The organism is Clostridium muellerianum, from assembly GCF_012926525.1.
In the GTDB taxonomy this organism is placed as follows: domain Bacteria; phylum Bacillota; class Clostridia; order Clostridiales; family Clostridiaceae; genus Clostridium_AM; species Clostridium_AM muellerianum.
Genome location: NZ_JABBNI010000009.1, coordinates 85,723 through 100,172 on the forward strand (window position 1 = coordinate 85,723; position 14,450 = coordinate 100,172).

General features: G+C 27.7%; 13 protein-coding genes and 1 riboswitch. Of the genes, 10 read left to right on the forward strand and 3 right to left on the reverse strand.

Annotation, left to right across the window (positions count from 1 at the left end):
- Window positions 1-71: 71 nt before the first annotated feature.
- Window positions 72-172: riboswitch (TPP riboswitch) on the reverse strand.
- A 497-nt stretch (window positions 173-669) separates the two neighbouring features.
- On the reverse strand, window positions 670-1,158 hold the full coding sequence (locus HBE96_RS04575) for a GNAT family N-acetyltransferase (protein ID WP_169296576.1): 489 nt from the start codon (window positions 1,156-1,158) through the stop codon (window positions 670-672).
- A 718-nt stretch (window positions 1,159-1,876) separates the two neighbouring features.
- Here HBE96_RS04575 and HBE96_RS04580 point away from each other — a divergent pair.
- The 10 genes from HBE96_RS04580 to HBE96_RS04625 all read left to right on the forward strand — a co-directional run bounded on the left by HBE96_RS04580 (window position 1,877) and on the right by HBE96_RS04625 (window position 8,706).
- Window positions 1,877-3,502: a hypothetical protein gene (locus HBE96_RS04580; RefSeq protein ID WP_169296577.1), complete on the forward strand. Its 1,626-nt coding sequence runs from the start codon at window positions 1,877-1,879 to the stop codon at window positions 3,500-3,502.
- Between the two features lie 21 nt (window positions 3,503-3,523).
- Complete coding sequence (locus HBE96_RS04585) at window positions 3,524-3,925, forward strand: hypothetical protein (protein ID WP_169296578.1); 402 nt, start codon at window positions 3,524-3,526, stop codon at window positions 3,923-3,925.
- Between the two features lie 99 nt (window positions 3,926-4,024).
- Complete coding sequence (locus tag HBE96_RS04590) at window positions 4,025-4,411, forward strand: hypothetical protein (protein ID WP_169296579.1); 387 nt, start codon at window positions 4,025-4,027, stop codon at window positions 4,409-4,411.
- Window positions 4,412-4,474: 63 nt separating this feature from the next.
- Window positions 4,475-4,657 (forward strand): hypothetical protein, encoded by a 183-nt coding sequence (locus HBE96_RS04595; protein ID WP_169296580.1) that lies wholly within the window; start codon window positions 4,475-4,477, stop codon window positions 4,655-4,657.
- A 90-nt stretch (window positions 4,658-4,747) separates the two neighbouring features.
- The gene (locus HBE96_RS04600) at window positions 4,748-5,206 is read left to right on the forward strand and encodes a GNAT family N-acetyltransferase (protein ID WP_169296581.1); all 459 of its coding nucleotides are present in this window, start codon (window positions 4,748-4,750) and stop codon (window positions 5,204-5,206) included.
- 127 nt (window positions 5,207-5,333) lie between these two features.
- Complete coding sequence (locus HBE96_RS04605) at window positions 5,334-5,852, forward strand: GNAT family N-acetyltransferase (RefSeq protein WP_169296582.1); 519 nt, start codon at window positions 5,334-5,336, stop codon at window positions 5,850-5,852.
- 189 nt (window positions 5,853-6,041) lie between these two features.
- On the forward strand, window positions 6,042-6,593 hold the full coding sequence (locus HBE96_RS04610) for a Uma2 family endonuclease (RefSeq protein ID WP_169296583.1): 552 nt from the start codon (window positions 6,042-6,044) through the stop codon (window positions 6,591-6,593).
- 46 nt (window positions 6,594-6,639) lie between these two features.
- On the forward strand, window positions 6,640-7,161 hold the full coding sequence (locus tag HBE96_RS04615; RefSeq protein ID WP_169296584.1) for a cysteine hydrolase family protein: 522 nt from the start codon (window positions 6,640-6,642) through the stop codon (window positions 7,159-7,161).
- A 78-nt stretch (window positions 7,162-7,239) separates the two neighbouring features.
- Window positions 7,240-8,205, forward strand: a complete 966-nt coding sequence (locus HBE96_RS04620) for a helix-turn-helix transcriptional regulator (protein WP_169296585.1) — start codon at window positions 7,240-7,242, stop codon at window positions 8,203-8,205.
- A 207-nt stretch (window positions 8,206-8,412) separates the two neighbouring features.
- Window positions 8,413-8,706 carry a hypothetical protein gene (locus HBE96_RS04625; RefSeq protein ID WP_206154830.1) on the forward strand — a complete coding sequence of 98 codons (294 nt, stop codon included), beginning with the start codon at window positions 8,413-8,415 and terminating at the stop codon, window positions 8,704-8,706.
- Window positions 8,707-9,097: 391 nt separating this feature from the next.
- Here HBE96_RS04625 and addA read toward each other — a convergent pair whose 3' ends face one another.
- A complete protein-coding gene (gene addA, locus HBE96_RS04630; RefSeq protein WP_169296586.1) occupies window positions 9,098-12,829 on the reverse strand; it encodes a helicase-exonuclease AddAB subunit AddA in 3,732 nt (1,243 codons plus the stop codon).
- A 330-nt stretch (window positions 12,830-13,159) separates the two neighbouring features.
- The gene (locus HBE96_RS04635; RefSeq protein ID WP_169296587.1) at window positions 13,160-14,218 is read right to left on the reverse strand and encodes a sensor domain-containing diguanylate cyclase; all 1,059 of its coding nucleotides are present in this window, start codon (window positions 14,216-14,218) and stop codon (window positions 13,160-13,162) included.
- Between the last annotated feature and the right edge of the window lie 232 nt (window positions 14,219-14,450).

Sequence of the window (14,450 nt, forward strand, 5' to 3'; positions counted from 1 at the left end):
AACTTAATCTACTTAAGGAAACAAAAAAAGTGTATTACCGAAAAGCAATACACTTAAAAACACATTGATTTATATCATTAATACTTGCTTCCCTACGCCAGTTTTACCTAGATCAGGTTCAAAGGGTTAGAGAAATTCTCTTCTCAGCCTTACAGCACCCCCACAAAAAATTATTTATTAAATTTTTACTTATTATATTTTATATTTTACATTGATCTGTAAATATTTGCAACCTTAAAACTTTAAGTTAATACAAAAATAATGCAGAGCAAAGTGCATTAAAAGTTTTGATTTTAACTTTTACTACGTGATATAGGATAAGCGTTTACTCACTGCTAAATGTTTTCAATTAGTCTAAAGCTCAAAATTAATGAAAACCTAAGAACTTTGCCAAACTCGGTTCCCTCAAACAAGGCTAAAGTTCTAAGGCTTTCCTTAACTTCTCGCTAAGACTAATAAGAAAACAATTTAGCTAATGTGAGTAAACGCTTATCCTATATCCCTGCGTAAAAGTTAAAATCAAAACTAGTAACTTCAGTTGTACATATTAATATTGATAATTTTATAATTTAGCTTTTAAAAATTAAGGAGAAGCCTGTTGTTTTTTTATACTAAATTTAAAACAACTTACTTTTTTATTTTATTAAAAACTCCATTGTTTACATGAAATTATTCACTTTCTATTGGATTATACCTCATTAAATAATGTGTTTCTGTTTCACTATACTTATTAAATCCAAATCGTTTGTATAACTTTTGGGCAGGATTAGACTTAAATACTTTTAGAAATATAGGTTTATTCGCTTTTTTAGAAAGTGATGTAATATATTGCAAATAAAATGAACCTACACCTCTACATTGAGCTACTTCAAGCATTTGAATAGAAATGCCTTCAATTTTATCATCTAGCTCGTTATAGGCAAAAAAACCTACAGGTAAATTATTTAGTAGTAATTTCTGAAAGCACGTTTCTTTCATCATATTATTAAAAGCTCCAGTGTTCATTTTAATTTGAGTATTCTCAATCCATCCCCCGTAATATTCATCAACGTAATTTTTATAACAAACCCTTTTAACATTTATGTAATCTCCCAAATCATCAATGATTACATCTTGCAATGAAAATCCTTGATTTATAAGTTCTTCTGTTAATCGCATTTTCCGCCTCCCGTTACTCCACTATTATATATAGACCAATTATTTAATCTACAATTTACTTTTGATTACGACTGTGACTTAACTTTATGAAAATTATACCATATTATCCATATATTTTTTATAATTATATAAAAAGCATAGATATTTCTAACACTATATTGTTCGTATTCGCTTTACATGCAGTTACATCACATTTTGAAAACAGTATGTAAAATCGTTCTTTGAAACTTGAATAATGCAGTGTATTATATTGTTAATATTAGCCAATTAAGAAAAACTTCATTTTGTAAAAGGGAAAGGTCAATATTTTTGTATTTGAGTTCAATTCAAAATTCATTAAAGCGTTTTTAATATGTACGGTAAAATAAGGTATAATTGACATATATGTGAATTAAAATTAAAATAAAGAGGTATATGAATATTAGTGTAAAAATTACATTTATGCATAATAAAGCAATTAGCATATGGGGGTAAATAAATGGATTTCAGTTTAGACATAGGGAAGTTAACTAATGCAATAAGTCAATAAGTCAATATGAAAATGTAATAAAGGATTTAGAAGAACAAAAAGAAAACATCAACAATGCAATTAAAGAACTTACTGACCAAGATTGGTCAGGTGAAGCAAAAGATAAATTTATGGAAAATCATATTAAAAAGCAGCAATTTTATACAAACTTCATAGAACAAATGAAATATGAGAAAAATGCTTTAGAAAATGAAGAAAAGATGTGAGGACTTTGAAAATTGCATTAAAAGGAGCAGAGGCGGAGTAGCTCTTACAAATGACGATACAGGAATTATTTCACTTCAATATGGAGGACAGTTTCCAATAAATAATAATGTTAGTGAATGTATAGATTACTATAAACAAATGAATTCTAAATTTGTAGAAATACTAAGTTTGGTAAACAGCCTGACATTTACAACATTTCCAATTGCAGATGATGTTATCAATTTACAAAACTCACTTAGAAACCAGACAACAAGTTTGACAGAATTTAATGATTCATTTAATGCATATTGTAATAGTGTACGAGATATGGAATATAATATATGTTCCGTATTTTCAAAGATATCAGGAATAACTGGAGGAATATCTCAAATAAGAGGTATGCAAATTATTTCAGAAGATGGACAAGTAGATAAGAATAAAGTACTGCAGTTAATGTTAAAAAATCCCGATAGCTTGACTAATGAAGAAAAAGAGATGTTAGCATATGTAGAAAAAGTATTAGGTGAAGAGAAATATGCTCAATTAAAAAATCAAGTAGTAAGAGAAAATCAGAATTTATCTCAATTTATGAACTTGATAGGTATGAACGCTCCATCATCTGTAACTTATATTATAGATCCTAAAACAGGCAAAGCAATTGATATATCAAATATTGATAAAGACACCTTAAATCGAATTAACTATTTAGCAGATGAATTAAAATGGTTTGATAAGTATCCAAATAGTCGAATCACTGATAAGGATAGTATAATGTTCTGGAAGCTCCACGGTAGAGATTATTTTGAGCGTGAATTGGCAAAAAAAATAGCAAATATAACCAGTGGTAAATATGTTAATTGGAAGAATAACATAGCTACAATATGGGATGCATCTTGTGAATTTATAGGTGGATATACAGAAAATGGTTTAGGAAAAACATTCATGAGTGCTGGTAAGAAAATACTCTATGCTTCTGCATTTTCAAATGGAACAACTTTAATACCACAGAATAAATTAGAATCTAAATCCAAAATTGCTCTGGGAACAATCGTTGGTGGAGGATTATTCACTACAGGGACTTATTTAAGAGCTGAAGGTAGTAGTAATATGTTTGAAGCTGGCACTAAGTTTGTAAATATTAAATATCCTCAAATAGTTGTATATAACCCTTTAAAAGAATTAACTTACAAAAAAGCATTTGGTAATATAAACGGAGAAAAATATTATAATTTAGTTGGTTTAGGTACTGCAGGAATTTGTATAACAGAAGATTTTAAAACTCTTTCAAGATATACTAACTTAGAGGATAAAGTTAAACTATTCCCAAGGCCAGTTAATGTGTCAAAAGCAGAAAAATTAAACCTACCTGTAGAAAATATAACTAAGCAAACAGTTGAAGAAACAATAAAAAATGGTGCTAAAATTACAGTTGTTACAACAACAGACACTGCAAAAGTAGCAGATTTAACCACTACAACACCTATGATTTTATACCACAAAGTTACAGAGCATCCCTTACTTAATAAATTGGAACTTTCAAAAAATACCTTTTATACTGGTGTAGATTTTAGAAATACCAATAGTACAATAGATTCATTACAACCAAAACCTGATACGGATAAAAAGTAAAATTAGAAGAAGGGAAATTGTATGAGCACAGAAAAAAAACCTACTAAATGGGGAGAAAAGTATATTAAGAAACCGCCTAAGATAAAAAGAAAAATAAGAAAAAAATGGCATGCTTATTTAATTGGATATATTATAGGGTATATTATATCCTTATGTGTTACAGGTGTTCCAAGTGTTGACTATTTAATTCCTTTTAAATATGATGTTATACTTTTATGTGCAATCATAGGAGAATCACTAACAGCTCCACCTGTGGACATAAAAGACACTTTAAGCCCTCGTTGGCGAGGATTTGTTTTTGGAGTTGTATTATCTGCTTTATCAGTAGTATTTCTTATAGTTATGCATATATTAGAGACATATAATATAGTAACCAATATATATCCATTCATAGGTATATTTGGACTTTTGAAAAAAAGCTAGCTTTAAATATAAGTAAGCTCAGCCAAAACTTAACAATATGACTTCTTACAGAAATTGGAAGTTAGCTGACAATCTCTGTTGAAAAAGAAGGTAGATTATATGAGTACAGAAAAGAAAGCTACTAAATGGAGAGAGAATTTTATAAAAAAGCCAAAGAAAAAGAAAAGAACCTGGAAAGCATATGTAATATTATACATTATAGGATATATTATATCTTTATGCTACACAGGCATTCCAAACCTTATTTACTTGATTCCAATGAAAATAAATGCTATTTCCTTATCACTATTTGGTGGATATTTATATTATCAATTTAAACAACCTAAACAGCCTAATGAATCAAATAACCTTTATATAGGTAAGATTAGAGGTAATTGTGCTATTTTTGCAATATTAGTCATGGTAATATGGTGTTTATATATTGTAGTTATACACTTGTTATTTACATTACATATAATTTCAGATAAAGTTCCATTCATGCATTGATTAATATAAAAATAAGAATGGGTACAACTTATTAAAGTCCATTTGAATATAGAAGGTAGAAATATGAATAAAAAAAAATCTATTAAATGGGTAGAAAGTTTTATTAAAAAACCTCCTAAAGTAAAAAGAAAATGGCTTGTTTATTTAGCAACCTATCTAATAGGATGTACTATATCATTATGTGCTACAGGTATTCCAAATCATAACATTGAGAAAGTTACCTATTCATCTTCAGAAAGTTTATAGTACACAATAAGTATTTTTAAGAAAAGTTAATTCACAACACTATTATATTGCATAAGAAGGAAAAAAATAAGTTTTTATTAGGAGATTGAAATGATAAGAATAGCAACTATTAACGATATAAATAGTCTTGTAAAATTAAGAATAAAATTACTTAACGAGGCAAAAAAGAATATTGAAAATTATAATTGGGATAAGTATTCACAAACATTAAAATGCTATTACAATGATGGTTTATTAAATGGAAACGTTGTGGCGTTTTTGGCAGAGGAAAATGAAAATACTGTTGCAATAAGTATTATGTGCTTTTATAACATCTGCCCTTCGCTTTTTAATTTAGATGGGAAAATAGCATTAATTACAGATATGTATACTATCCCAGAATATAGAAATAAAGGGTTAGGAAATAAACTTTTAAGTAATATTATGGAACATGCAAAAAACTTAGGATATACAAAAGTTACTTTAAATACTACTGACGCTGGTAGAAGGCTATATGAAAAATATGGATTCAAAGATGTAACTGGAGAAATGTCTTATAAGTTCATATAGTTCTTATATAACGAATTATCAACAAAGTTATTACCATGTTATACACATAAAATTGTATAAGTAGAAAGGAGGTTAACTTTAGTGATGGTTTGGTACTTATTATACACTCTCTCACTAGAGACAGTTTATGAAAGAATTATTTTTAGTTAAACCTAATAAAAAATATCAAAAGAGTTTTGAAAATTATGCTCTAGCATACAAAAAAATAAACGATGAATTTTATTTTGATAAATATAAGAAGGCATTAGAAAGTTTCCAAGATTATTTAAATGATCTGCACAATTACTCCCAGGGAAATGACTTACCCCAAGGTGAGGTTGCAACTTCAACATTTTGGCTAATTGATAAAAAAGAAGTTGTTGGAGTAGTAAGAATTAGACATCAAGAGGTAGAATGTGCTGGTCATATAGGCTATGATATATCACCAGACTATAGAACTAGAGGATATGGTTTTCAAATTTTAAAATTAGCATTAAATGAAGCTGTAAATATAGGAATAGATGAAGCAATCTTAACTTGTAATATAACTAATATAGCCTCAAAGAAAATTATAGAAAAAAACAACGGTAAATTATTAGGAACTATTTTTGATGAAGAGGAAAATGAATATCTGTATAAATATAGTATTGCATTAACAGATAGCTAACTTCTTTTACTTTATTCTTATTTAACGAAATAATTAGAAAGCGAATAATTTTTATAAACACTGCATTATTCAATTGATGGTGAATTAGAAAAATGTACGGAAAGTATAGAAGAATATTTATAAATAGTAGCTTATAAAACTGATGTATTTTGTTATAATTATATTAAAGATAAAAAGAGGTGAAGCAGTATGTATGCTAAGAATATACACTACACAGAAAATGATTTCGAAAATATTCAGGCTAATTATAATGGTAAAGCTGAGTATAGTAATGGATATATTGTATTATCATCTAATACTTCTATTCAACATAATAAAATAATATCAAGACTAAATTTTAAATTAATGACATTTCTTGATAAAAGCAAATGTGATGTATATACGGAATCTATTGAAGTAATTTTTAAAAATAATGAAGAAGTTTATAAGTATAAACCAGATGTATTTATAATGTGTGAAAAATCTACTAGAGAAGGTGAAAGTTTCACCTCAGCTCCAAAGGTTATATTTGAAATTATTTCAAAAAGTACTGCAACTCATGACTATATAACAAAGTTAGATGTTTATCAAAGATTTGGTGTTCTTGAATATAATATAGTTGAACAAGAAGGGTATATAGTACAATATTCATTAATAGATAATCAATATAAAATAACAAATGTTTTTAAAAATAATGATAATTATATAAGTACAGTTTTTCCAAATATATCTATAAACCTAGAAGATATATTTAAATTATAAGATTGAATCTTCACTACAAAATAGTAACTTTGAAAGGAATATAAACATGGTTTTATTAGTAATTGATACACAAAAATTAATAATCACTGAAAAATTATATAAATTTGATATGTTTGTATCTAATATTAAAGAAATAATACATACAGCTAGGGAAAACAATATTGAAGTAATATATGTACGTCATGATGATGGAATAGGAAATGAATTAACAAAAGGAAATGATTGCTTTGAAATATATGAGAATTTCCAACCAATGAGTAATGAAAAAATATTTGATAAAAAGGTTAATAGCGCTTTTAAAGAAACAGGATTACTGGAATATTTAATGGATAAGGGAGAAAAAGATATAATCATTGTAGGGCTTCAAACAGATTATTGCATTGATGCTACTATAAAATGCGGATTTGAACACGGATTTAATATTATAGTTCCAGCATATTCAAATACAACAATTAATAATAAATTTATGTCAGCTAAGCAAAGTTATCAATATTACAATGAATTTATGTGGAATGGAAGATATGCAGAATGTATTTCATTTGATGAAACAATTAAAAGAATGAAATAACAGCAAGTAAAATCAAGCAGTAATCTATCTAGTTCTTTATAATAAATGTAGGACGGTTGAAACGAGGTGAACAAACGAATGTACCAGTGGCAGAAGCAAATTCAAATAATCATTGATGAAATTGATAAATGTATTAAAAATTATAATAATGAAGCCTTGACACTACACTTTCTTTCTCGCAGACTAGGTTATTCGGAATTTTATACAACGAAAAAATTCAAAGAAATATCAGGTATGCAATTTAGGGATTATCTGCGTCATAGAAAATTAGCCTTTGCACTAAAGGAGGTTCGGGATAGTGAAAAAAGCATTTTGGATATTGCCTTTGATTATGGCTTTTCATCACATGAAGCTTTTACCAGAGCCTTTAAGAAAACATATTGTGTAACTCCAAGTGAATATCGAAAAAAGCCTAAGCCTGTAGTTCTTCGTACAAAAATAAACCCTTTCGACCGCTACTTTTTAGGATTTGGAGAGATTGGTATGATGAAATCTACAGATGATGTTAAAATTTATTTTGTAACCATTCCTGCACACAAATTTTTGCACATTAAAAACTATGAAAGTAATGGGTATTGGGATTTTTGGCAAAAGCAAAGTCTTATTCCAGGACAGGACTACGAAACAATTTGTGGCTTACTGGATAGTATCAAGGGCAAATTGGATGATGATGGTGGGAGCGAATGTAACAGCGGAAGTGGTCAAATTATGGCATACATTAATGACCCGGACGGCAGACTCTGCGATTGGGGTATTCCACGTACAGAGTGTTACGGTGTGCGTCTTCCTCTTGATTATAAAGGCGAAGTACCACCACAAATGCTTATGATTGATGTTCCTGAAGCCGAGTATATTGTTTTTGAACATGGACCATTCGATTATGAACAGGAAAATCGTAGTGTGGAGGAAAAAATTGAAAAGGCAATGGCAACTTTTGATTTTACAGGTACTGATTACTGCTTTGATACTTCCCCTGGTAGAATAATTTACTTTTATTTTAATCCGGAACGTTTTTTCAAGTATATCAGACCAGTGCGCAAGTAAATAAAACAGGCTGCCTATCCACTATTGTTTCTAACGAGAAAAGCAAACAAGAAATAACAAATTCTACCTTAAGGATAAGTATTATAAATAGTAATTTGTAGAGATGGTAGAAATGAATAATGTTATCATAAAACAAAGATTATAGATTAGATTTGGAAAAGAGGTATTAATATGAATGATATCAAAGTAATTACAATATGTGGGAGTATGAGATTTTCAAGAGAAATGATACAAATTTCAGAGGAATTAGAATTAAAAGATGGATATGCAGTAATTCAATGTGTCTATATTGTGGATGGAAAAAAATATGGAGGTCTTGACACTGAATTATTAGGTAAAATTCATCGCAGAAAAATAGATATAAGTGATGCTATTTATGTAGTCAATGTTAATGGTTACATTGGTAATAGTACAAGAAATGAAATCGAATATGCAAGGTCATTAGGTAAAGAAATATTATCGCTTGAACCATTAGAATTGGAACAAGTAAAAATACCCTAATGGGTGTGATGTAATAATTCCGATAAGTAATACAAATTCCAATTTATTAAAATTACTTACAACAATGCAACTAAATGTGTACAACTGAAGTTACTAGTTTGGATTTTAACTTTTATGTAGTGATATATGATAAGTGTTTCATCACATTAGCTAAATTATTTCTTATTATTCTTAGCTCAAAGTTTTTGAAAGCCTTAGAACTTTAGTCTTGTTTGAGGGAACCGAGTTTGACAAAGTTCTTAGGTTTTCAAAAACTTTGAGCTTTAGAATAATTAGAAATATTTAGCAGTGATGAAACACTTATCATATATCACGGAGTAAAAGTTGAAATCCAAACTGCCACTTTACCTTATGTCGCATTATGCTTAAAATATAAAAGTTGAATTATTGTCTAAAGCTCTACTATATTGTCATTAAAAAATAGGTACAAATATTTATTTCTCACACTTTTTCCTGTTAACCTTTCAAGTGCATTTTTATAATATTCAATTTGAACTAAATATTTTTCTTTAACCTTATTTAAATCCTCTACATAATCTGTTTTATAATCTAAAAGCACTAATTCATCATCTTCTTCAAAATAACAATCTATTATTCCCTGTAAAAGTACTTTTTCATCCTCATATATGTCCTCTGATAAATCCTTATAAAGTTCTGTGCTATCCAAATTTATAATAAATGGAACCTCTCTAAACACTTTTTTTGATTTTATCATTCTTTCTCCCAAAGTGGACTTGAAAAATTTTAATATTTTATTTACATCAATTGACTTAACTTCTTCTTTTCTTATAAATTCTCTATTTACTAAATCATTTATCTGACTTATAATTTCCTCCAGACAGGAAACCTTCTCCAAATCTATATGTTGCATAACAGTATGAATTAATGTTCCCCTCTCCGCTGCAGATAGCTTTCTTGTTTCTTGAAGGAACACAGGTTTACTTAACTTATTAGAACTAACTAAAGATGAACTTCCTTCATCTGCTGCTAAAAAATCAAATCTTCTTTTTAGCTCTGATACAGAAAACTTTGAAGGTATACTGCACGCTTCCTTATATCTATACTGCCAATTAAGTCTCCTGTTAATTTCCTCATAATATTCACTAGTATCGCTTTTTAAACTTTCATTCTTTACTATTTCAACTATATCCTCTTTTTCATTTTCATCATGTAAAGTACTTTTAAATTCTTCCTTTTTCCAAAGCTTAACATACCATTTAGATTTATCTTCTATCAAGTGTTCAAATTCATTTGCACCACATATTTCTCTTATGACTTTTCCAGAGCAATTTCTAGCTATAACAGGTACCAGCCAATCCAAATAATTCTTAGCATTTATAACTATATATTCAGGTATTTTATTGTCCTCATATTTTAAAGCTTCACACCATTTTTCCGAAGATTTTTCTAAATCCTTAGCAGAACCCGTTATTATAAGTTTTTCCTTTGCTCTTGTAAGTGCTACATATAATATTCTCATTTCTTCAGATAAGGTTTCCACTTTTATTTTCTTTTTAAGTACCTGCTTAGCAATAGTTGGATAGCTTATTCTTCTTTCTGTGTTTACATATTCCGGTCCCAATCCTAATTCTCCATGAAAAAGCACACTTCTATTCATATCCATAAAATTAAAATTTTTACCTGTTCCTGAAAGTATAACTATTGGAAATTCTAGTCCTTTACTTTTATGCACACTCATAATTCTTACAACATCTTCATTTTCTCCAAGAATTTTAGCACTTCCCATATCTCCGCTGCTGTTTCTTAACTTATTTATGAAGTTTATAAAATTAAACAGCCCTTTATAACTGGTACTTTCATATTGCTTAGCTCTTTGGAACAAAATTCTTAAATTAGCCTGCCTTTGTTTTCCCCCAGTCATAGCACCTGCAAATCCATAATAACCTGTATCGATATATACATACCATATAAACTCATCAATAGGCATATACAAAGATTTTTTTCTCCACTTATTAAGTTTGCTAAGAAAATTATTTATTTTCTCCTTAAGTTCTTTACTTATATGTTTAACCCTATCATCTGTATCATCACTTTCTACTATTATTCTAAGTACATTATAAAAATTTATATCCCTATCTACCATTCTTATATCTATAATTTCTTCTGCTGAAAATCCCTCTATAGGAGATCTAAGTATTGATAACAATGGTATATCTTGAATAGGATTATCAATTATCTGAAGCAGAGATATTATTGTTCTTATTTCTACATTATCAAAATATCCAGTATTAGTATCTGCAAATACTGGTATACCCAAATTTTGAAGTTCTTCTACAAAAGTTGGTGCCCAATTAGATGTAGTTCTAAGTAAAATAACTATATCTTTATATGTAACATGTCTATACCCTTTTTCATTTTTATCATACACTTTAAAATTCTCATTATTTATTAAGTCTAGTATTCTTCTTCCTACTAATCTTCCTTCTATCTGTATATTATCTGGAGTTTCTTCATCCGTACTTCTAGTCAAATCACTTTCTGAATTCAAAGCACTTTCTTCATCAATATCATTATCTTTTTTGTCTATTAAATGAAGTTCTATATTACTTTCATCATTCATATCATTATCTTCTGATTCAGGAAAATTAGCCCCACTTTCTAGCATTTCTCCTTCATCATATTCCAGCTCACCTATGTTTTTAGACATTATTTGATTAAACACATAGTTTACTGCAAAAATTACCTCAGACCTACTTCTAAAGTTTTTAAAAAGTTTTATTTTTCTCTCATTACCAACCTTATCACCTGAATACCTATTATATTTATCCAAAAATAATTCAGGTTTAGCCTGCCTAAATCTATATATACTTTGTTTTACATCTCCTACCATAAACATATTTGGTATATCATTTTTTCTAGAAATAGCATTCATAATTACTTCTTGTACTTCATTACTATCTTGATATTCGTCTATGAGTATTTCTTCAAATTTCTGCTTATAGTCAAGTGCTATTTTAGAAGGTACCACCTCCCCATTTTCTTCTGTATCTATAAGTATTTGAAGACAAAAATGTTCAATATCATTAAAATCTACTAGTCCTCTGTCCCTCTTTTTAGCTTCATACTTTTCATTAAACTCCATTACCATGTTTCCTAAACACTTCATTTTAGGATGCATCTCTTTTAAATCTCTCCCCATGTTATCAATTCTTAAAAAAACATCTTCTGAGATTTCGGTAAGTTTCTTCTTCACATCATCTCTTATTTTTTTAGCCTTTTCTTTTGCTTCTTTATCCGCATCTTTGTTTCTTTTAACAGGAAGCTTTTCAAACTGTAAATTATTAAATTGTTCTTTTAAATCTTCTAAATCACTGCACTCCATTATACTATTTATATTTTCTAAATCTTTTTTTATAGGCTCTAAATAATAATCTATTCCTTCAGCATTCTCCACTATTTCTAATGCTTTATTTATCTTACTTTTACATCCTTTTACTTCAATTATTATATAATCTGAAATTACAGAAAACCAAGGAGATTTTTCAAAACTAAAATTCTCATCTACATTAAACCTTTCTACCATAGTGGAAATCCACTTTTCAGGCCATGGATTACTTTCAGCAAACTCATATAAATCTAATATCATGTTTTCAACTTTAAAGTCGTTTTTGCCTCCATAACATTTTATAAGTTCTATAAAGTCTTCATTATTTTCTTCATACTTATCTTCAAAAATTTCATCAATAGCTTCCTGCTTTAAAAGTATGGATTCAGTTTCATCACAAACTCTAAAATTAGGATCTAAATCTATAACATGAAAATTACTTTTAATAACTTGAAGACAAAAAGAATGTATAGTCATTATATTTGCTTTGTTAAGCAGCATAAGCTGTTTTTGAAGATTTTTTGACTCCGGCATAATCTCTAATTTCTTTGAAATAGCATCTCCAATTCTTTCTCTCATTTCAGCAGCCGCTGCATTGGTAAATGTAACAACTAAAAGTTTATCTATATCAACATCATCTTTATCATCTGTTATTTTCTGTATTATTCTCTCTACAAGTACTGCTGTTTTTCCAGCTCCTGCTCCTGCTGCTACTAAAAGATTGCAGTTTCTTGTAAAAATCGCTTCTTTTTGTTCCTGCGTCCATTTTGTCTCCATACTTATCACCCAATCCTAATTTATTACATATATAAAAACCTATTTTCTTTTACTAAAATTATTCAATATAAAGTAACATTATCCTTTATTATTTCCTATAAACATTACTTTAACCTTATTTATATTTCGCACATACATAATTTTATAATTTATGTCTTAAAAATTAAAACGGATCCTTCTATTTTATTATACTAAATTTAAAACAACTTATTTTTTTGTTTTATCTAATAAATACCGCTTACTGCTTTTAAAATAATAGTATTTTAATCATTAAAAAATACTGTTTACATAATTGAAACAGTATTTTTATACAGATTATAATATTTTTTATTAAAAAATCACTCTATTTTTTCCTAGGTTTTTGGCCTTGTACAAATTTAAATCTGCTTTCTCTATAATTTTCTCTAAAGAAGCATCTACACTCTTACTCATACCTATTCCCATAGAAACAGTAACATTAGATTTTATACTTTTATAACTTATTCTACTTTCTTCTATAAGCTTTCTTATATAATTCATTCTGCGGTATATATCATCTATATTTTTCATATCAAACATATAAACTATTATCTCTTCGCCGCCATATCTAGCTATAATATCATCTTTTCTAAGGTTATCTTTTATAATCTTAGATATAGTTTTTAAAACATAATCCCCATATTGATGTCCAAAAGTATCATTGCACTTTTTAAAATTGTCTATATCTATCATAATTATTGCAATTTCTTCTTTGGAGTTTTTAAACTTGTTCTCCATAATAGAAAAAAAATAACTTCTATTATATAATCCGGTTAACCCATCTATTTGCGAGTTTTCTCTTATTGTATTATAAAGCCTATTATTTTCTAAACATATAGCTAAATGATTACTCAAAGCAGTTAAAAGTTTTACATGTTCCTGTGTCAAATAATTATGTCTATTGTGTTCTACTACAATAGCACCTAAGATAGTATTTTTTAAATAGATTGGCATAAATATAGAAGAATGTATTTGAATACTTTTATCCTTAGAAATATTCTGAGTATCGTTAAAAACAGCAATTGCTAATTTTGAATTTTTTTCATTAAAATCATTAATTATATAGTGATGACTAGTATCCTTTAAATTAGAAACCTTCAATTTTAATTTTCTATTTTGCACCAAATAAACACTGGAATATGTTACTCCCAAAATTCCTATCATTATGTCATTTATCATAGAAACAATCTCACTGCTTCCCAAATATTTATTTATATACTCACTAATTTCTACTATAAGAGACATCATATCCAACTTTTTATCTAATTCCATTATTTTTGTATTCTGTTTTTGAATTATTCCTTCAGCCATTTTTTGATAGCTTTCATAATCACTTTTTAATTGATTATAATTATCCTGCAATGATAGCATATAAATCTCCTTTATTTTATTGATAAAAACATTTTACATTAATTATAAAATATTCTTATAAATAGAATACCATAATTTATTCTAAATTTACTAGAAAAATAATATAAAATATATAACTTTTCTAGTAGCTTAAAAACAAAGCTTAATTTTTCAATAAAAAACCGCTAAAAAGTTATATATACATTACAATTTTTACAATTAAAATACTTACAAAATAGCTTTAGTACAAATT